This window comes from Chryseobacterium sp. NFX27, assembly GCF_049887855.1.
Classification (GTDB): Bacteria; Bacteroidota; Bacteroidia; order Flavobacteriales; family Weeksellaceae; genus Chryseobacterium.
The window spans coordinates 363,476-383,701 of the sequence record NZ_JAGEKK010000001.1 but is presented as its reverse complement, the minus strand read 5'-3'; the positions used below and the strand labels follow the sequence as shown (position 1 = coordinate 383,701).

The 20,226-nt window shown below is 37.2% G+C and carries 18 protein-coding genes, 7 tRNA genes and 1 other RNA gene; 20 read left to right on the top strand and 6 right to left on the bottom strand.

All coding sequences use genetic code 11. The features are described 5' to 3' along the window. The first annotated feature begins 75 nt into the window (after positions 1-75). The 3 genes from J4Q03_RS01825 (at position 76) to J4Q03_RS01815 (ending at position 4,832) form a co-directional block, all read left to right on the top strand. The gene (locus tag J4Q03_RS01825) at positions 76-2,088 is read left to right on the top strand and encodes a BCCT family transporter (protein ID WP_426046519.1); all 2,013 of its coding nucleotides are present in this window, start codon (positions 76-78) and stop codon (positions 2,086-2,088) included. A 137-nt stretch (positions 2,089-2,225) separates the two neighbouring features. After that, on the top strand, positions 2,226-3,149 hold the full coding sequence (gene hutG / locus J4Q03_RS01820; RefSeq protein ID WP_426046518.1) for a formimidoylglutamase: 924 nt from the start codon (positions 2,226-2,228) through the stop codon (positions 3,147-3,149). Positions 3,150-3,539: 390 nt separating this feature from the next. Further along, complete coding sequence (locus J4Q03_RS01815; protein ID WP_426046517.1) at positions 3,540-4,832, top strand: aldehyde dehydrogenase family protein; 1,293 nt, start codon at positions 3,540-3,542, stop codon at positions 4,830-4,832. Positions 4,833-4,984: 152 nt separating this feature from the next. Here J4Q03_RS01815 and pyk read toward each other — a convergent pair whose 3' ends face one another. From pyk to J4Q03_RS01790, 5 genes are read right to left on the bottom strand one after another with little or no spacing between them, the layout of a single operon-like run. Further along, positions 4,985-6,430 (bottom strand): pyruvate kinase, encoded by a 1,446-nt coding sequence (pyk, locus tag J4Q03_RS01810; RefSeq protein WP_426046516.1) that lies wholly within the window; start codon positions 6,428-6,430, stop codon positions 4,985-4,987. Further along, complete coding sequence (locus J4Q03_RS01805) at positions 6,423-6,896, bottom strand: IPExxxVDY family protein (RefSeq protein ID WP_426046515.1); 474 nt, start codon at positions 6,894-6,896, stop codon at positions 6,423-6,425. The genes pyk and J4Q03_RS01805 overlap by 8 nt, the downstream gene beginning before the upstream one ends. Then, a complete protein-coding gene (gene rnc, locus J4Q03_RS01800) occupies positions 6,874-7,635 on the bottom strand; it encodes a ribonuclease III (RefSeq protein ID WP_426046514.1) in 762 nt (253 codons plus the stop codon). Before rnc ends, J4Q03_RS01805 begins: the two co-directional genes overlap by 23 nt. A gap of 9 nt (positions 7,636-7,644) precedes the next feature. Next, positions 7,645-8,889, bottom strand: coding sequence for a beta-ketoacyl-ACP synthase II (gene fabF, locus J4Q03_RS01795; RefSeq protein ID WP_116012296.1), 1,245 nt, complete (start codon positions 8,887-8,889; stop codon positions 7,645-7,647). A gap of 34 nt (positions 8,890-8,923) precedes the next feature. Next, on the bottom strand, positions 8,924-9,163 hold the full coding sequence (locus tag J4Q03_RS01790; RefSeq protein ID WP_002976354.1) for an acyl carrier protein: 240 nt from the start codon (positions 9,161-9,163) through the stop codon (positions 8,924-8,926). Between the two features lie 436 nt (positions 9,164-9,599). Between J4Q03_RS01790 and J4Q03_RS01785 the strand changes: the two genes are divergently transcribed. The 3 genes from J4Q03_RS01785 (at position 9,600) to J4Q03_RS01775 (ending at position 11,482) form a co-directional block, all read left to right on the top strand. Beyond that, a complete protein-coding gene (locus tag J4Q03_RS01785) occupies positions 9,600-9,782 on the top strand; it encodes a helix-turn-helix domain-containing protein (protein WP_426046649.1) in 183 nt (60 codons plus the stop codon). Positions 9,783-9,937: 155 nt separating this feature from the next. After that, complete coding sequence (locus J4Q03_RS01780; protein WP_426046513.1) at positions 9,938-10,897, top strand: collagen-like triple helix repeat-containing protein; 960 nt, start codon at positions 9,938-9,940, stop codon at positions 10,895-10,897. A 393-nt stretch (positions 10,898-11,290) separates the two neighbouring features. Next, positions 11,291-11,482: a cold-shock protein gene (locus J4Q03_RS01775; protein ID WP_048502705.1), complete on the top strand. Its 192-nt coding sequence runs from the start codon at positions 11,291-11,293 to the stop codon at positions 11,480-11,482. Positions 11,483-11,642: 160 nt separating this feature from the next. On the opposite strand, the gene ssrA is transcribed toward J4Q03_RS01775, so the two are convergent. Then, positions 11,643-12,041: a transfer-messenger RNA gene (gene ssrA / locus J4Q03_RS01770) on the bottom strand. A gap of 241 nt (positions 12,042-12,282) precedes the next feature. Here ssrA and rpsU point away from each other — a divergent pair. The 14 genes from rpsU (at position 12,283) to J4Q03_RS01700 (ending at position 20,102) form a co-directional block, all read left to right on the top strand. Continuing rightward, entirely contained in the window at positions 12,283-12,480 is a 198-nt protein-coding gene (rpsU, locus tag J4Q03_RS01765) for a 30S ribosomal protein S21 (RefSeq protein ID WP_034702010.1), read from the top strand. Between the two features lie 80 nt (positions 12,481-12,560). Then, entirely contained in the window at positions 12,561-13,448 is an 888-nt protein-coding gene (locus J4Q03_RS01760; RefSeq protein WP_426046512.1) for a tyrosine-type recombinase/integrase, read from the top strand. Further along, positions 13,445-13,735, top strand: coding sequence for an HPF/RaiA family ribosome-associated protein (locus J4Q03_RS01755; RefSeq protein WP_111955378.1), 291 nt, complete (start codon positions 13,445-13,447; stop codon positions 13,733-13,735). Before J4Q03_RS01760 ends, J4Q03_RS01755 begins: the two co-directional genes overlap by 4 nt. A 109-nt stretch (positions 13,736-13,844) precedes the next feature. After that, positions 13,845-13,918: transfer RNA gene (locus tag J4Q03_RS01750), tRNA-Thr, on the top strand. Between the two features lie 19 nt (positions 13,919-13,937). Then, a tRNA-Tyr gene (locus tag J4Q03_RS01745) sits at positions 13,938-14,018 on the top strand. Between the two features lie 85 nt (positions 14,019-14,103). After that, a tRNA-Gly gene (locus J4Q03_RS01740) sits at positions 14,104-14,176 on the top strand. A 97-nt stretch (positions 14,177-14,273) separates the two neighbouring features. Continuing rightward, a tRNA-Thr gene (locus J4Q03_RS01735) sits at positions 14,274-14,347 on the top strand. Positions 14,348-14,366: 19 nt separating this feature from the next. Continuing rightward, positions 14,367-14,447 (top strand) — tRNA-Tyr (locus J4Q03_RS01730). Positions 14,448-14,533: 86 nt separating this feature from the next. Beyond that, positions 14,534-14,606 (top strand) — tRNA-Gly (locus J4Q03_RS01725). 42 nt (positions 14,607-14,648) lie between these two features. Then, a tRNA-Thr gene (locus tag J4Q03_RS01720) sits at positions 14,649-14,720 on the top strand. Positions 14,721-14,941: 221 nt separating this feature from the next. Continuing rightward, complete coding sequence (locus tag J4Q03_RS01715; protein WP_426046511.1) at positions 14,942-15,622, top strand: response regulator transcription factor; 681 nt, start codon at positions 14,942-14,944, stop codon at positions 15,620-15,622. Continuing rightward, the gene (locus J4Q03_RS01710; RefSeq protein ID WP_426046510.1) at positions 15,623-16,993 is read left to right on the top strand and encodes an ATP-binding protein; all 1,371 of its coding nucleotides are present in this window, start codon (positions 15,623-15,625) and stop codon (positions 16,991-16,993) included. Positions 16,994-17,772: 779 nt separating this feature from the next. After that, complete coding sequence (locus J4Q03_RS01705; RefSeq protein ID WP_426046509.1) at positions 17,773-19,014, top strand: TolC family protein; 1,242 nt, start codon at positions 17,773-17,775, stop codon at positions 19,012-19,014. Positions 19,015-19,016: 2 nt separating this feature from the next. Beyond that, positions 19,017-20,102: an efflux RND transporter periplasmic adaptor subunit gene (locus tag J4Q03_RS01700; RefSeq protein WP_426046508.1), complete on the top strand. Its 1,086-nt coding sequence runs from the start codon at positions 19,017-19,019 to the stop codon at positions 20,100-20,102. Positions 20,103-20,226 lie beyond the last annotated feature (124 nt).

Here is a 20,226-nt window from a genome sequence, read left to right as displayed (position 1 = left end):
GCAGTCATATTATTCTTTGAGTACTTCTGCCGGGGCTATGCCTGTCTGTCAATATTAATACAAAAAATAAATCTGATGAAGTTTAAAAATGTACAATCTACCTTCAACAAAGGAGTTACCATCCCAAGTCTGATTTTTATTATCGGAACATGCTTTCTTTCTGCCCTATATCCAAAGCCGACAGAAAGTATCCTGAGTGAAATCAAACAGTTCATATTCATTAATCTGAACTGGGTGTATGTCTGGGCCGTTACTCTGTTTGTGATCTTTTTGGTTTACCTGCTGTTCAGCAAATATGCGAATATAAAGCTGGGAGCTAACGACAGTAAGCCGGAATATTCCTTTTTTTCATGGATTTCGATGCTGTTCGCAGCAGGAATGGGAATAGGACTGATTTATTTTAGTGTGGCAGAACCTATGCAGCACTATTCTTCCGAAGTTTTTGCCGATAATCATTATGTAAGCAGAGCAAAGCAGGCACAGTTGTATACCTTTTTCCACTGGGGAATCCATGCCTGGGCCATTTATGGAGTTGTAGGGCTTTCATTATCTTACTTTGCATACCGGTACAGACTGCCGCTTTCCTTACGAAGCTGCTTTTATCCATTACTGAAAGATAAGATTAATGGTAAATGGGGAAATGCAATTGATGTTTTTGCATTATGCTGTACTTTCTTTGGATTGACTACGACTTTGGGATTTGGAGTGGTACAGATCAGTTCAGGATTGAATATACTCCACATCACTGCGGAAAACAGTTATACCAATCAGGTGATTATTGTGATCAGCCTTATTTCCCTTTCTGTATTTTCAGCGATTAGCGGAGTGGATAAAGGCGTAAAGATTTTAAGCAATATCAATGTAATGAGTGTGATTGTACTCTTACTTTTTGTACTGATATTGGGACCAACGGTATATCTGATAGGAAGCTTTACCGAAGGACTGGGAAACTATATCAATAATTTTTTTAATCTTACTTTCAATACCCATGTTTACGAAAAAAATGCATTGCCCTGGTTCTATGACTGGACTATTTTATACTGGGCATGGTGGATTTCGTGGTCACCCTATGTAGGATTATTTATTGCACGAATTTCTAAAGGACGTACCATCAGGGAATTTATTCTCGCTGTTTTAGTACTTCCTACATTATTCAATTTTATCTGGATGTCCGTATTTGGGAACAGTGCCATCTGGTTCGACCTGAATGTGGCCAACGGAAAATTAAGCGAGCTGGCATCCGATCCTGATGCATTGATGTTCCGCTTTTTAGAATATATGCCCTTATCAACCGTGACGGGATTTTTTGTTATTGCCATCATTATTATTTTCTTTGTGACCTCTGCCGATTCGGGAATATTTGTGATGAACAGTATCGCCACCAAAAATGCTAAAAAATCTCCCAAATGGCAGATTGTATTCTGGGGTATTTTACTGGCTGTACTTTCTCTTTTATTATTAAATGCAGGGGGATTAAAGGCCCTTCAAAGCATGACTTTAATTACGGCATTGCCCTTTTCAATCATAGTCCTTCTGTTTATCGTAAGTTTGGTAAAAGGGCTAATCATTGATCAGAAATATTACGATACCAACTTTTCTGTGTCTACCGTTCCATGGTCAGGCGAGTTTTGGAAAGAACGTTTAAAAAACATCGTTTCCTTTAAAGATAATTCTTCAGTAGATCATTTTATTCAGGTCAAAACAAAAGAAGCCTTTACAGATCTGCAGCAGGAATTTGCAGCCAACGGAATTGATGCAAAGATAAATCAATATGAAAGTCCTGCCAGAATAGAAATAGAGATTCACCAGGGAGTCGTCAATAATTTTATTTATGGAGTTGAAAATAAAGTGAAGACCGTTTCGGAATACATGATCAATGAAGAGAACCTTCCTGATCTGGAGGACAATAAAACCCACTATCCGAGATCCTATTTCGGAGATGGAAGGGAAGGGTACGATGTGCAGTACTTTACAAAAAATGAACTGATCTCTGATGTGCTCAAACATTATGAACGATTCCTGGAAATTGTTTCAGAAGAACGCAATGAAATGTTCATAAGCAGTAATGCCAATCAGAAAAAAGAATGATTTAAGATGAACATATCACAGGAATGACGGATGTCATGCAGCCGTTTTGAAATTGAACAGAGGAGCGTTTTAATATCTAAACAATATTATTTAGATTTACTGGATAAAACGCAGTAATTAAAATTTAATTTAGATCTATGTTTCAGGACACTTGGCAAGGCAGATTGGATGGAGAAGAACTTCTTTTCCACAGAATATTTCAGAGAGTTAAAGAAGAACATAATTACGACAATATTAAGGCAGATGATTTTGTTCTGCATGGTTTTGCCGTAGATGAAGGCGTGAGAAGAAATAAAGGACGGCAGGGTGCCAAAGATGCCCCGGATATCATCCGAAAGAATATGTCCAATTTTCCGGTAATCCGCCCGGACTTTTCCCTTCTCGATTTCGGAAACCTTACCTGTGAAGATGGTGATCTTGAAAGCACCCAGAACAGCCTTGCGAAAAATGTTTCAAAAGTTTTGCTGAAAGGAGGAAAGTCACTTGTTTTAGGTGGAGGGCATGAAGTAACCTATGCCCACTATTTAGGCGTAAAAACAGCTTTTCCGGAACAGAAGATCGGGATTATCAATATAGATGCGCATTTTGATAACAGACAGCCGGAAAAAGGAGTAGGAGCAAGCTCCGGAACAGGATTCTGGCAAATTGCACAGGAAGGGCAGATCAATTCACTCCATATCGGGATCCAGAGAAATTCAAATACTCTCAAGCTTTTTGATACAGCCCATCAGTACGGAATGAAATATATCCTTGCCGATGAGCTTTTTTTTGAAAACCTTCCCTCCATCTACCAACGGATCGATGAGCTGACGGAGACTGTGGATTTTGTTTATCTTACCATCTGTATGGATGTTTTCAATGCATCAATTGCCCCGGGAGTTTCCGCTTCCGCATATAATGGTATCTTTGCAGATATGCCTTTTATGCATTTTTACAGGCATATTTTAAAAAGTAAAAAACTCATAGCACTGGATGCAGCAGAAGTCAATCCTTCCCTGGATATTCAGGACAGAACAGCCAGGCTGGCCGCATGTCTTGTGAATGAATGGTTTATGATCTAGGTAGAAATCATATTAATCCATCAGCATTTTGAATTCTGGTATTTCGAAAATAAGTGAAACGCCCTTGTTTATCTTAGTTTAAAGAAACCAGAATCAATATTGTCTTTCTTTGCGTTTAATAATTGCAAGGTAAAACAAAGGCTTTTGAAAATGAAACAATTTTAATAAAGATAAACAAAGGCATTTCATTTAAAAGAGTAAACAAAAAGATACTGTTAATTATCAGATATTTAAAATTACTTTCAAAATATACAGGAGGTTATATTATTTCGATAGAGAAAAATCATGGCTTTACCGGGCCTTAAGGAATAGAATTTGTTACTTTCACACTGCTTTTAGAATAAAGGCATTAATAAATTCATTTTGTGAATTTAAAACAGAAATTATATTATGGAACAGTTAATTGAAAATAAGCTTATTAAAGCAGATAAGACATTTTCAGAATGGAGAAAAGTACCGTTTGAAGAAAAGCAGAAGCTGATCGCAAAAGCGGCAGACATATTAAAGAACAATTCAGAGAAATTCGGCAGGATTATCACGACTGAAATGAATAAGCCTATTTCAGAGTCGATTGCTGAGGTTGAAAAATGTGCTTTAATGATGAATTATTATGCAGATGCTGAAAATATTTTAAAACCTGAAAAAGTTGAATCTGAATTTTCTTATTCTGAGGTTCATTATGTTCCGAAAGGTGTGATTTTAGGAGTAATGCCCTGGAATTTTCCCTTTTGGCAGGTATTGAGATTTGCTGTTCCTGCAATTTTGGCTGGAAATACAGTAGTTCTGAAACATGCTTCCATTTGTTTCGGAAGTGGAAATGCAATTGTGGAGGTTCTTTTAGAGGCCGGTTTTCCGGAAGGTGTTTTCCAGAACCTGGAAGTGGGACATAAAGCGGTAAAAGAAATTCTTGAGCATGATGCTGTAAAAGGAGTAAGTCTTACAGGCAGTGGAAAAGCTGGTGGAGAAGTAGCTTCAATCGCCGGTTTAAATATCAAAAAATCTTTATTGGAATTAGGAGGAAGTGATGCTTTCATTATTTTCGACGATGCAGATCTAGATGAAGCGGCAAAAGCAGGAGTGAAATCCAGACTTCAAAATTGCGGACAAACCTGTACAGCCGCTAAAAGATTTATTATTGATGAAAAAGTGGAAGATGATTTTTTACTGAAATTCATTGAAGAATATAAAACGTATGAAGTTGGAGATCCTTTAGATAAGGAAACTAAATTAGCGGGAATGGCAAGGCCGGATCTGGCCGATGAGCTGGAAGCCCAATTCAACCGCGCATTGGAAAATGGGGCTGAAATTATTATTCCTTTGGAGAGAATTTCTGAAAATGAATTCAAACCCGGTTTAATTCGTGTTCAGGAAGGAAATCCTATTTTAAAAGAAGAGCTTTTTGGACCTCTAGGGATGATAATGATCGCCAAAAGTGATGAAGAAGCTTTACATATGGCTAATGATATTCCTTTTGGACTTTCAAATTCTGTATGGACAGCAAATAAAGAACGTCAGTTGTTTTTTATCGAAAACTTGGAATCAGGCACGGTTAATATCAATAGAATGACGAGCTCTGACCCGCGTTTTCCCTTTGGTGGAAGCAAAGCTTCAGGTTATGGAACGGAGTTGTCTTTATTGGCTTTAAAAGAGTTTGTTACAGCAAGAACAATCGTGGGAAATTGATTTGTATGGTGTGAAATGTACAAAGTATAATGTAGCCTACGTAATAAATAAAATCCCCGGAAATATCTATTTCCGGGGATTTTTATATGGTCATCAAAAAGTAATTTTGCTTATTGCTTATTGCTTATTGCTTATTGCTTATTGCTTATTGCTTATACTGTCGTCAGTCTCAATGTATTCGTCTTACCTCCTTCATAAGATGGAGTCGCATTGATGTTGATTACAAAGTCTCCACTTTCAATATAGCCGTGGTTGTGCGTCAGCATATTGACCTGAATGATGGTCTCATCAGTAGATTTTTTCATGTCATAATAATAGGCATGAACTCCCCAAAGAAGGTTCAGCATAGTGATCACTCTTCGGTTTCCGCTGTATACGATGATATGGGAATTCGGTCTGTGTGCTGCAAGCTGGAATGCTGTATATCCTGAATGTGTCAGGGTAACAATAGCAGAAACATTGGTAGTTTTAGCAATTCTTACCGCCGCAAGACATACCCTGTTGGTAATGAATCTTTCGTCTATACAGTTATAATCTTTTTCAATTGGTTCATTTTTATGCTGATAAAAATGAGTCTTTTCGATATTCTGTACAATTTTTGACATGTTTTCAACTACCTGAACCGGATATCTTCCTACAGAAGTTTCTCCGGAAAGCATTACCGCATCCGCCCCGTCCAATACAGAGTTGGCAACGTCATTTACCTCCGCTCTCGTCGGGGTAAGGCTGTTGATCATTGTTTCCATCATCTGCGTGGCAATGATTACCGGTTTTGAGTAGAATCTAGCTTTCTCTACCAGATTTTTCTGGATGGCAGGAACTTCCTCCATTGGAACTTCCACACCAAGGTCACCACGGGCAACCATCAGTCCGTCACATTCCAATAAGATTTCGTCGATATTTTTTACACCTTCAGGCTTTTCGATCTTAGCAATAATCGGTGTTTTGAATTTCCCGTTTGGATGGCTGTCGATCAGCTTTTTCAGGTCGATAATGTCCTGTGCGTGACGTACGAAAGAAAGGGCAATCCAGTCAACCTCCATGTCAAGCATGAAATTGGCATCCTGAACGTCTTTTTCCGTGAGGGCAGGAAGGGATACATTGGTGTTCGGCAGGTTTACTCCTTTTTTAGAGCTCAAAGGCCCCCCTTGAATAGTTTTTGCTTTTACCGTGTCTATTTCGTTGGTTTCAATAACCTCCAACATGAGCTTTCCGTCATCAATAAGGATTCTTTCCCCTACTTTTACGTCCTGAGGAAACTGCTGATACGTCATGTAAACCTTGGTAGAGTCACCTTCTATTTTCTCATTCGTAAATGTAAGGATATCTCCGGGGTTCAGGTAAGAACCCTCCTTTACAACACCTACTCTTAGTTTCGGACCTTGAAGGTCTCCCAGAATACCTACGGAAAAACCATATTCCTGATTAAGTTCTCTGATAATTTCAATATTACTTCGAACTAGTTCGTAATCTGCATGTGAAAAATTTATTCTGAAAATATCAACACCCGCTTTCATCAGTCCTAACATAACCTCCTTCGACGATGAAGCAGGCCCTAGTGTTGCAATAATTTTTGTCTTCTTTAAATACTTATTCATAATACTGGATAATTTGATAAAGTTCTTCTTCAGAACCTAATATATAGTCTTGTATCGGAAATACAAGATTTTCCGGGAGCAAAATTACGGAAAAATCAGGAATTTGTTCCGAAGAATGCAGAATATATTCCACATCTACCTGATTATTTAATAAAAACTTAATGTTTTCTTCTTCTGTGAAGAGCTCGGTCTGCAGTTTTTTTTGCTTACTTTCCGAAGACCGGTTTGAAATAAATGTAAAACATGTCTTTGTAAACTTGTGATAAGCCTCAAATCTCGGAAAATAATAATCATAATAAGCCCCGTGAATGATCACATCTTTCTTTCTGGAAAAAGTAAGGCCGTTGATTTTATTTATTTTGTAGAAAAACTCATGAGCAGGTATATCTTTTGCTAATCTTACCAATCCTATGGTAATATCTTCAAATTCTATATCATCTATATCATAAAGTTTTTGAATTTCCAAGTATGTTTTCTTTTTTGTTTAAAATATAAAATGCTCTTTGTGCTGCCTTTTCTTCGGCTTTCTTTTTGGAAGTTTCCGTTGCATTAGCGATCTTTTCTACTCCCAGCCAGACATGACACCTGAATACCACTGCTTTATTGGCCTGCACTTCTTCGCAGGTCTCATATTTTATATTTACTTTTTTCTTTTGGCTCCATTCAAGAAGGAGGCCTTTGTAGCTTACAATTTTATTCTCAAGCTTGTTAATTTCAGAGGGGGTCAATAATCTTTCCAGGATGATCCTTTTACAGGCTTCATAATGAAAATCCAGATAAACAGCACCAATAAGCGCCTCAAATAAATTTCCTGAAATGTTTTCTCCCAATGCTGCGGATCCCTGCTTCTGCAAAAGATCGATAAGCTTGAGGTCTTCCCCTAATTTATTAAGATTCTTCCTATTAACAATTTTAGATTTCATCTGGGTCAGATATCCTTCATTAGCCTGAGGATAAGTCTGGAACAGATGACAGGAAATAATTGTACCCAAAACAGAATCTCCCAAAAATTCAAGTCTTTCATAATTGCTGTCTTGATTTTTAGAAGAACTTTTTAAAGAAAAAGCTTCCCGGTAAAGAGCAATATTCTGAACCTCTGCACCCAGCATTTTTTTTAGCTCGGTACTAAGGAAATAGTCTCTCTCCGTTAATTTTCTTTTTCTTTTTTTGAGAAGGAATTTAGAAAAGTATTTCTGTAACTCCATTCATTGAATTTAGATTTTCTTAAATAGAACGCAAGCGTTGTGCCCGCCAAATCCAAAAGTATTGCTCATGGCTACTTTTACATCTTTTTTAACAGCATTATTGAATGTGAAATTCAGTCTGCTGTCAATATTTTCATCATCAGTAAAATGGTTGATGGTAGGCGGAACAATACCATGAATAATAGTTCCTAATGCAGCGATAGCTTCAATGACTCCGGCAGCTCCCAAAAGGTGACCGGTCATTGATTTTGTAGAATTAATCTGAATATCAAAGGCGTGCTCGCCCAGTAATTTTGAAATTGCGTTGGATTCTGCAATATCTCCTAATGGAGTAGAGGTACCATGCATGTTGATATGGTCTACTTCATCAGCAGTTAAGCCTGCGTCTTCCAAACAGTTTTTCATTACCAGATAAGCTCCTAATCCTTCAGGATGCGGGGCAGTCATGTGATGTGCATCTGCACTCATACCACCACCTTGTAATTCTGCATAAATTGTAGCACCACGTTTTACGGCGTGCTCATATTCTTCAAGGATGATACATCCTGCTCCTTCGCCTAACACAAAGCCATCACGGTCTTTATCAAACGGTCTTGAAGCTGTTTTAGGATCATCATTTCTTGTAGAAAGTGCCATCATCGCATTGAATCCACCGACACCACTTGCTGTTACGGCTGCTTCAGAGCCTCCGCATACAATAACATCTGCTTTTCCAAGCTGGATAATCATTTTGGAGTCAATAAGAGCGTTGGCTGAAGATGCACAGGCAGACACCGTAGTATAATTCGGCCCGTGAAAGCCATACTCTATTGAAATATGTCCAGGAGTGATATCCGCGATCATTTTAGGAATAAAGAATGGGTTGAATCTTGGTATTTCAGTATTAGCCCATCCTAAAACCTCAGTTTCGAAAGTTTCTAAACCTCCTATTCCTGAACCCCAGATTACACCGACTCTGTTTTTATCCACATTGTCTTCCATAATCCTGGAGTGTGCTACCGCTTCTCTTGCGGCTACCAGCCCAAGCTGAGTGTTCCGGTCCATTTTTTTAGCCTCTTTCTTGTCAAAATGCTGTAATGGATCGAAGCCTTTCACCTCGCAAGCGAATTTAGTTTTAAAGTTTGTGGCATCAAAAAGAGTAATCGGAGCAGCACCGCTCTCACCTTTAAGAAGATTTTCCCAGTATTCTTTTGCATTATTTCCAATCGGTGTTATTGCGCCAAAACCGGTTACAACTACTCTTTTTAATTCCATAAACTTTTAAAATTTTCTTTTTTGTTGAAGAATATTATTTATTTACTACTTCTTCGATGTAAGCAATAGCGTGCCCTACAGTAGTAATTTTTTCAGCCTGATCATCAGGGATTTGAATATTGAATTCTTTTTCAAATTCCATGATTAACTCAACTGTATCCAATGAGTCAGCTCCTAAATCGTTAGTGAAGCTAGCTTCAGGAGTTACTTCTGTTTCTTCAACGTCAAGCTTATCAGCGATGATAGCTTTTACTCTTGATGCAATGTCTGACATAGTAAATTATTTTTTTAATTGTTAGATGGTGCAAATATATAAAATTCTTCACGATAAAACATTTTTTTAGTCTTTTTTGTGGGTAGACTATACTTATTTTATAGACAAAAGTTTTAGTGTTTTCGTTTTCAGGTATTTATGTTTACTATGTAATTCATAAGTAAAATTATTATTATTCCGGATACGAACCAGGCGGAAAGGCTTAAGGCAGATGGCTGCTTCGGTATATATAATCCCGATAATGAATACATGATGAGGGTAAGAAATTTATTTATTTTCTAAGGGAACAGTTGATGAAGGGGTATTTTTTATTTTAATTGAAACAGCTTGCGTTAATTTTGTCTGAAATTCTGAGTTTTTTAACAAAGTTTAATTGAGCTTTTTAACAAAGTGCTTCCTTTGGAATTGTAGGAACTTTGTCCTGTAATTAAATTAAATATTTGGCACCACACCTGGAAAATGGCTGCTTGAAAAAAGACTTCAGGAAGCCCATTATCTTCTGGAAAAAGGAAGAAAGGCAACAGATATTTATCTGGACCTTGGTTTTGAAGACCTTTCCCACTTTTCATTTGCTTTTAAAAAACAGTATGGCTTGCCGCCGAGCAGGCTTTTCTTGTAGTGCTGCTCTTTATAATAAATAAGACCTTCAAGGATATGATAGCTGGAGGGGTTGTAATAGAAACGGTGATGAAAAACTACACAAAGGTGTTATTTTTCAGAACAATAGAGTCCGTTACCTTTGAATGTAATAAATATAATTAAAATTTTTATATCATGAACATTCAAGAATTAGTATTTAACAGCCTTAATGAAGCATTACCGGAAGATGTAATGAACTTAATTAACGATACGGCGGTGATTGAAAATGTATTTCCTGTAAATCACGGGGAAATTTTTAACGGACAGATCTTAAAAGCGGATGAAATTATTTGCCAGCCAGATGCAACATTGACTTTGAGCAACGCAAATCTGCCGTTTTGGGTCATCTATTGTAATAAGCTGAAGTTAAAGAATAACAGTTTCCCAATAAAAATAGAGATTGATCCGACTATTAATGGAAAAAATGGGGGTAATGGAGTAAGAGGTATAGATGGAGCTAATGGAATAGGAGAGGTAGACAGAGAAGGACAGCCGGGATCAGCCGGTCAGGTTGGTTTAGCGGGTGAAGATGGAGAGTTCTTAAAGAATCCTGATTTGTACATTATTGCCAAAGAAATTATATGTATAGATACCCTTCAGAATATTGAAGACTCAAAGTTTGTTTTGGATTTTGATGGTATCGGTGGAGGAGACGGCGGTAATGGTGGCAATGGTGGCAATGGCGGTAACGGGTCTAATGGTAAAGAAGGAGCGACATCTGCATTTGATTGCAAAACAGGTCCCGGCCGGGGCGGGAATGGTGCTGGATCCGGAAAAGGCGGACAAGGCGGACGAGGTGGAAACGGCAGCAACGCTTCTGATATTTATTTTGTTTCAACAGTAGTATTTACGGAAGTATTTGTTAATGCATCAAAATTTTATATAAGAGGTGGTAACGGAGGGGTAGGTGGTAATGGAGGCAAAGCAGGAAAGCCGGGATACGGAGGTAATGGGGGCTCTGGAAACGGATGGTGCGGACGTGGTTCAGATGGTTCAGATGGGATTTACCCGGAGCCAAGAACACTGGGAGATGGTCAGGATGGAGAAGATGGCAACAAAGGAAATGTCTTTAAAGTTACACTTAGTCACTTCTAATTTATATAATGCTTGAGGCTTCTAGTGTAATTTGAGATTGATTAAACTAATGCTAATTATGTGTTGATTAACATGTGAAAAAATAAATAAAATTAAAAAGTGCTTGTTTTCAATAAATTAAGTGTATATTTGTAAAATAATCAGGCTCCTGCCGACGCTTCTTCTGAAACTTTTGAGTTTACTCTTTCTTCTCAGTCTTCGCTTTTACAGCCGCTAATTTTTGTCATCAATATAACAGGTGCAGTACCTTTTTTAAACTTGAATATTTCAGGCTTCTAAAAATAACAACATCATTTTTTTGTTCACAAATCGATTTATTATTGCTTTGGTAATTTATCAATGCAGTAATGGCGAAAGCCAAACAATAAATACAATAATTTTTAATACATTACAATGCAACAAGGAACAGTAAAATTCTTTAACGATGCTAAAGGATTTGGTTTTATTACACCATCAAATGGTGGTCAGGATGTTTTCGTACATACATCAGGTTTAATTAATGATATTCGTGAAAACGATGTCGTAACATTCGATTTAGAAAACGGAAAAAAGGGCGTTAACGCAGTTAACGTGCGAGTAGCATAATTTAAAAAAAGGTTAACCCTTTCTTTAATTAAAAGCAGCAGATAGCATTTATGTTATCTGCTTTTTTTTGCTTGAATAATTATTTTTTTGCTGTAGGTTGTGTTTTGTCATTATTAGTGTGTAACTCAAAAGAAAAAAACCACCTAGTATAGGCGGTTTTTAGTGGAGTTGGAGGGATTCGAACCCTCGTCCAAACAAGCAATACATAAGATTTCTACATGCTTATTCTACCATTGATTTTCGACTGGAGGCAGAGGGCAGACACCCAACTTCCAGCTTATCTTCTAAAGTTTTCGAGTTTCAGCCGAAGCATCTGAAACCTTATTCCTGCATTCCTATATCCCAGAATCAAACGCCGCAGAACAGAGCATTTGTGAGATATCTTGCTTCCTTACTATCTTCAGGAAAACGCTTGATCTACTATACTTCGATATTAAGCTGCAAGAGCGAACTCTTCGTTGCCAGTTAAAGTTGTGTAGCAAGGGATTAAAGAGATCGCGCTACGGTTCTCTGCATGCTTACTTACCCATTGATCTTGCTGTCGAAACCAGTCAACCCCATGAATAAAGTAAGTGCAAAGATAGGGATTTTTGTTTACATATAGTTCATAATATGACATACTTTTCAGATAATCCCAATATGGTTAGAGGGGATTCAAGATTAAGAAGACGGTATACTTATCCACATTATTGCACCTGATTGTGGATAACTTTATAATGTGTTTTTTTTAGAAAGTGAAGTTAAATTTTGCAGTTTAATAAAAAATGTCTAGTTTTGCAATCCAAAATGAGATGTAATATATGTTAATAATTCCAGTAAAAGATGGTGAATCCATCGACAGAGCATTAAAAAAATATAAAAGAAAATTTGATAAAACGGGTACAGTTCGTCAATTGAGATCTAGACAAGCGTTTATTAAGCCTTCTGTAACTTTAAGACAAGCTAGACTAAAGGCCGCTTACAAACAAAGAGGACTTAGCAAGGAAGAGCAGGCTTAAGATTTTTCTTAACCACATACTAATTCACTTCTTAAATACGTATATTTGAGAGGTGAATTTTTGTTTTTATACCTTACGTGATGTTAGATAAGTATTTAGAATATTTACAGTTCGAAAAGAGGTATTCGCCTCATACAATTACAAGCTACAGAAAAGATCTTGAAGACTTTTCCCATTTCTATCTTAAAACAGAAGCTTCCGATGATATTTCCAAAGCTGATAAAAAAGTAATCCGGAATTTTATCGTCGAATTAAGTGAAAATAATATTTCTAAAAGAAGCATCAATAGAAAATTATCATCCCTCAGAAGCTTTTATTTATTTCTTTTAAAGATGGGTGAGATTAAAGTTTCTCCTACGGAAAGTATATCTTCCCTGAAGTTTTATGCTGAAAAACAAATCCCTATCTCACAGGATGAAATGCAGGTGCTCAATGACAGTGTTCTTGCGGACCCGTGTGGTATCCTGGAAAAATGCATCATTGAAGTATTATATCAGACCGGAATGCGTAAAGCCGAGCTTTGTGGCCTGATGTTTGAGCATGTTAATATAGAAGGAAATGAGCTCAAGGTAATAGGAAAAGGAAATAAAGAACGTTTTATTCCCATTTCCGGAGACCTATCAGATCTGCTTAAAAGTTATTTGGAAATAAGGAAACATGATACCGAACATAAAGCCTATTTTTTCATAAATAAAAAGGGTAAAAAACTCAATGAAAAATTTGTTTATGTGGTAGTTAATAAGTACCTTAGTCTTGTAACTACGAAAGAAAAAAGAAGTCCTCACATCCTTCGGCATAGCTTTGCTACACACGTTTTGGATAATGGGGCGGAGATCTCCAAAGTAAAAAAAATATTAGGGCATTCCAGTCTTGCAAGTACTCAAGTCTATACGAATGCCAATATTGAACAATTGAAAAAAGTGTTTAATCAGGCTCATCCTCGAGCATCTAAAAAAGAAGAATTATGAAGATCACAGTTCAATCAATTGGTTTAACTCCACACGAACCATTAGAATCACACATTGACAAAAAAGTAAGCAAACTGGAAACCTTTTATGACAAAATTCATGAGTGTAAGGTGTTCCTAAAAGTTGAAAATAACTCTGATAGAAACAACAAAACTGCTGAACTTATTTTAGCCGTTCCGGGCGATGATATCGTTGTAAAAAAGACGTCTGAAACTTTTGAAGAAAGTTTAGACCTATGTGTTGATACTGCTAAAAAGCTATTAATCAAGAAAAAAGAAATGGCGTAGTAAAAAAAGTTTAAAAAAGTTATAGAAAAGTTTGAGAATTCAAAAAATCCGTTCTATATTTGCACTCGCAAAAAGGGAACAGCGATCTTTTGAATTCTTTTTTTATATTGCCTCCATAGCTCAGCTGGCCAGAGCACGTGATTTGTAATCTCGGGGTCGTGGGTTCGAATCCCTCTGGAGGCTCTTTTTAATATAAACATGAGGGGAGATTCCAGAGTGGCTAAATGGGACTGACTGTAACTCAGTTGCTTCGGCTTCGTAGGTTCGAATCCTGCTCTCCCCACATTTTATATTAGATAAAAACTTGTGTATCTAAAGGATTTTTCCTAAGTTTGCACAGCGTTACCAATAATTTTGGAAACAAAATTGCGGAAGTAGCTCAGTTGGTAGAGCGTCAGCCTTCCAAGCTGAATGTCGCGGGTTCGACCCCCGTCTTCCGCTCAAAATAATATCACTCTGCTAGAGGGTGATTTTTTTTTAACTGCTGAAAAGCGTAGAGTAGATTCTCTCTAAAGCATTCAGTTTACATTTTAAAATTGCCTCCATAGCTCAGTTGGCCAGAGCACGTGATTTGTAATCTCGGGGTCGTGGGTTCGAATCCCTCTGGAGGCTCAATTTTAATATAACATGAGGGGAGATTCCAGAGTGGCTAAATGGGACTGACTGTAACTCAGTTGCTTCGGCTTCGCAGGTTCGAATCCTGCTCTCCCCACATTTATATTAATAAAAAATTGTTGCAGATTTAAGAGGATTTTCCTAAGTTTGCACAGCGTTACCAATAATTTTGGAAACAAAATTGCGGAAGTAGCTCAGTTGGTAGAGCGTCAGCCTTCCAAGCTGAATGTCGCGGGTTCGACCCCCGTCTTCCGCTCAAAGAAAATCACGCTAATTAGTGTGATTTTTTTGCTTCAATGCCGACTTAGCTCAGCGGTAGAGTGCTTCCTTGGTAAGGAAGAGGTCACGGGTTCAAGTCCCGTAGTTGGCTCTCCATATTTCCCGAATCTCTTTCGGGATTTTTTTTTGGCTAAATTTAAATTTAAGGCTGTTTATCCTGCATTTGCCAGATCTTTTTTAACAATAAAAAAATAATATTGCTCCCTTTTTGGTGAAATTTTAGCTTAAAATTTAATTAAATCTGTCTGTCAGCCTTCGATGGATAATACGGGAACATAAAAATTTCATTAAATTCGTATAAAATAAACTTTGATGAATATTCTTTTATTGGAAGACGACCTCATTCTTTCAGCAGAACTCTGCAGGTTTCTGGAGTCAAACAGCTTTACCTGTGATAAAATTTATGATGGTGAAACCTTTCTCCGTCAGATCAAGAACAATACCTATGACCTGTATCTGCTCGATATCAATGTTCCCAAGATAAACGGGCTTGATGTTTGCCAGACGATCCGTTCTTTTGATAAGAATACACCCATCATCATTATTTCGGCTTACGGAGATATTTCCGATAAAAAAGATGCGTTTACAAGACTTGCAGATGATTATCTGGTGAAGCCTTTCCAGTTTGAAGAGCTTCTCTTGAGGATCAATTCGCTGCTAAGAAGAAAAGCTCCGTCCGATGCCGGAGATCAGGATATCATAAGAATAGACGATCTTATCATTAATAAAACAGAACAAAAAGTTTATAGGGCAGGTAATGAAATTGCTCTTACCCTTAAAGAATTTCAGCTGCTGGTCTATCTTGCCGAAGCACAGGGAAGAACCGTTTCCAAACAACAGATCACAGAGCATGTATGGGAACATAATTTCAATACTAATACCAATACGGTGGAAGTTTACATCAATTTTCTGAGAAAAAAGATTGATAAGGATTTTAAACTTAAACTTATCCACACCCGTTCCGGTTTCGGATATTATCTAAACCCATTGTAAATGTCTTTAAAAAGAAAGATAGCATTAACGATCAGTATCGCTTTTTCCCTGCTTTTTGCAATGGTGATGGCGGTGATCTACCTTTCTTTTAATGATTTCAGAAGAGATGAATTCAAAGAAAGATTCAGGCAGCGTCTTGAATTTACTTCACATTTTATTTCAAAATCTAAAGATTTCGAAGAAGAAGCACCTGTTTTTTTTAATGAAAACTCAGATAATATCCTTCTCAATGAAACGATCTTAATTTTTAATGCGGATAAAGAACTGGTTTACAGTACAATTAAAGACCGGAATGTAACCTGGGATAATGCGCTTCTCAAAGAACTGGATGAAAAGAAGATCATCTATACCGAAAAAACAGTTCCGGAGATCTATGCCGCATTGAGAAACATCAATGGGGAAAATTATTACATCCTTACCAGTGCTTTTGATACCAACGGGAAATCGAAACTGGAATTCCTTAAATATCTCCTGATTACAGCCTATGTGATGAGCACCCTTCTGATTGGTTTTTTCAGCTACTATTTCATGGGACGCTTCCTTCGTCCGCTAGAAGATCTGAATACCAAAATTTCCGAGGTCACAGCCCATAAGCTTACAACGCAGATCCCGGTCCAGGAATCCAATGATGAGATTAATGTTTTAGCAAAATCTTTTAATACTATGATTGCAAGGCTGGATGATGTCTTTCAGTCACAGAAAGATTTTACGGCAAGTGCATCCCATGAAATCAGAACACCTATTACAAGAATGGCGTTCCAACTCGAAAACCTGATCAAATTTGAAAAGCATTCTCCTGAAACCCTTTCTTCTTTACAACAGATTCAGCGGGATGTGTATCAATTGTCAGATCTTACCAATTCCCTTTTACTGCTTACAAAATTCGACAAAGAGAATATCCAGAGTATTTATGAAGAAGTAAGAATTGACGAAGTTATTTTTGAAGCCTTTGAAGCGGTAGAAAAAAGTTATCCTGCCCTGAAAATGGATTTCCTGATTTCTGAAGATACTTCGGAAAACGGACTGCTTACCATCAGTGGCATCCATTCCCTGTTGGTCATTGTCTTTATCAATCTCTTTAAAAACGCAGCGGTATATTCTGATAATGAAGAAGTAGATGTTTTGATAAAGGAAACCAATGATCAGCTTACAGTTGATGTTATTTCTCATGGAGATACTATTCCTGAAGAAGAGCAGACGAAGCTATTTGAAGCTTTTATGAGAGGTAATAACTCTCAAAATATTTCCGGTTCAGGTCTTGGACTCCGAATTGCCAAGAGAATTCTTGAATACCACGGTGCCAAAATCAAATATTCTTCTCCGGCTGAAAAAGTCAATACCTTCAGTATCATATTCAATAAACAATTGTAGTTTTCTCTACATTACCCCATCATTGTATTTCAACTTTAAAGCAGCGGCTTTGTTTATCCTAAAGCGTCCTGATTAGAAAACCTTTGTTTATTTTGCGTTATTTATTAATCTCCGAGAGGAAGCAATTTCTCTACATTACCCAGCATTGTATTTCAACTTTAAGCATAGCGGCTTTGTTTATCTTAAAGCGTTCCCAGGAAGAAAAATCTTTGTTTCCCCTTTCGTTATTTATTAATCTCGGATAGGAAGCAATTTCTCTACATTACCCAACATTGTATTCCAACTTTAAGCGCAGCGGCTTTGTTTATCTTAAAGCACTCTGATTAGAAAAACCTTTGTTTATCCTGCGTTATTTATTAATCTCCGAGAGGAAGCAATTTCTCTACATTACCCTAGCATTGTATTTCAACTTTAAGGCAGTGGTTTGTTTATCTTCAAGCACTATGATTAGAAAACCCTTTGTTTATCCTTGCGTTATTTATTAATCTCCGATAGGAAGCAATTTCTGTACATTCCCCAACATTGTATTTCAACTTTAAGCGTAGCGGCTTTGTTTATCTTTTAAAGCATTCTGATTAGAAAAACCCTTTGCTTATCCTTGCGTTTCTTTATTAATCTTAATGGGGAATATTTTAAATATATTACAAATAACAGGGTCAAAAATTTGAAGTTCTAATTATGTAAAAACTAAACATAAAACCAGATTTAATTTTTTTTTAAGGCTTCTTTAAGGTCCCTTTAATCATGTAAGGGCAATTTTGTGCCATAAAAAAGATAGAATGAACAAAATTGCAGGGCTGTTTATTGCCATTTCCTCATTCATGGCAGGGCAGCAGCAGATGTCACTTTTGGACTGTGAAGAGGCTTTTCAGAAAAACAATCTTCAGCTTCTTGCAGAACAATATAACATCAATATGGCCGATGCAGACATTCTGCAGGCTAAGATTTGGGAACTTCCCCAGCTGAGCGGTCAGATCAACGCCTACAATCCAGAAGGGAAAAAAGCTTTTGATATTGGCCGTGCCAAAGGAGCGGAAATCACTCAGTTGATTTATATGGGTGGAAAAAAGAAAAATGAAATTGCCTTTGCCAAATCAAACAAAGAGCTCGCCCAGCTTCAGTTTTCGCAGCTTTTGGTGAACCTTAAAGCCCAGCTACGTGCAGCTTATTTCAATTTGTATTATGAGAAACAGAAGCTCGGTAATACCAATAAACAGCTGGGGTATATGAATGATCTGCTAAAGGCTTACCGCGTACAGTCTGCCAAAGGCAATGTTTCCCTTAAAGACGAAGTAAGGCTGCAGAGCCTGGTGATCCAGCTTAATAATGATAAACTGGGAATTAATAAAAACATCCTTGAATTTGAACAGAATCTAAAAGTACTCACAGGAATTTCAGCTGAGATAGAGCCTCAGCTTTCTGATGCCGATGCAAAAGAAATTCTTGCAGTACAGCCCTTCGGCGACGAAGATGAGCTAAAGAGAAAAGCACTGGAAAATAATTCTGACTATCAATACTTCCTGAAATTAATTGACAACAGCAAATTATATGCACAGTGGCAGAAGTCTCTGAATGTTCCGGACCTTAATCTGGGAGCAGGATGGGACCAGAATGGGGGAACCTTTAAAAACGAGGTCAATCTTATGATCGGGATTCCATTGCCATTATGGAAATCCAATCAGGGGAATGTGGAAAAAGCCCATTATGCCATTCAGCAGAACCAGAAAAATGCAGATTACCAGAAACTGAATCTTGAAACTAAAGTTCAGGCTGCATATAAAACATGGAAAAATCAGTACGACCAGTTTGCAGAAATCAAAACCACAGACCTTAGCAATATGGAACTGGTATATGACGGAATGCTGAAAAATTTCAGAAAAGGAAACATCAGCCTTATAGAATTTACAGATTTCATGGACAGTTACAGAGAAACAGCTCTCCAGATCTTCGATATGAAGAATGAAATTATACAGTCGGCGGAACAGCTTAATCAATTAGTACAAACGAAAATCTTCTATTAAACATGAAAAAATATATAACCCTAACAATGGCGGCATTGTTTATTCTGTCTTGTTCAAAAAAAGAGGAAGAAGCAAAACCACAGGCAAAAAAAGGTTTTGAACTGAGCAACACCATGCTGAAGTCTGTTTCTTTAGCAAAAGTTGAGAAAAAAAATATAGAAGACGATTATAATTTTTACGGAAAAATATCGGCAGATAAAAATAGCTATATCGATGTTTATCCGCTGGTTGGAGGAAATGTTTTAAGTGTAAATGTAGAGTTGGGAGACCATGTGACGAAAGGGCAGGTTTTGGCGACCATCAGAAGTACAGAGTTGGCGGAAGTTCAGAAAGATGTAAGCGATGCGAAAACGGATTTGATTGTTGCCCAAAACAATCTTCGCGTTGCCAGGGAAATGTATGAAGGAAAACTGAACACCGAAAGAGATGTATTGGAAGCCAAAAGCCAATTGCAGAAGGCACAAGACCAAATGCAGAGAGCAGGTGCGGTGAGTACGGTTTATAATGTGAAGAAAGGAAATATTTACAGTGTTGTGGCTCCGATCAGCGGTTACATCGTTCAGAAGAATATCAATAAAGATATGCAGTTGAGAAGTGACAGAAGTGATAATATTTTTGATGTTGCGAATCTGACGAATGTTTGGGCAATCATGAATGTTAATGAATCAGATATCGAAAAAATCAGCCTTGGAATGAAAGCTCAGGTTTCCACATTATCTTATCCGGATAAAGTGTTTGATGGGAAAATTGATAAAATATTTAAAATTATTGATCCGCAAACCAATGCAATGCAGGCAAGAGTTGTTTTAGATAACGCAAACGGATTATTAATTCCTGAAAGTAAAGCAACCATAAAAATTTCAAGCTCAGAAAATAATACGGCATTAACGGTTCCTTCCAAAGCTGTCATTTTTGATGATAACAGAAGTTTTGTGGTGATGTATAAGTCAAGAACAGATGTTAAGGTCAAAGAAATAAAAGTTTTAAAGCAAGTTGGAGATATCACTTATGTTTCCGAAGGTTTATCTGAAGGAGAAGAAGTCATCACAAATAACCAACTTTTAATTTACCGCTCTTTGAATAATTAAAATGACTTTACACCATTAAGATTAAAACTTAGCGAACTTATTTAAGTGAAACGCTTTTGCGAACTTAAAAACATATAGTTTGTCAAAAAATCTGCGCCCTTTGCGTTTAAAATAAGAAGAATTA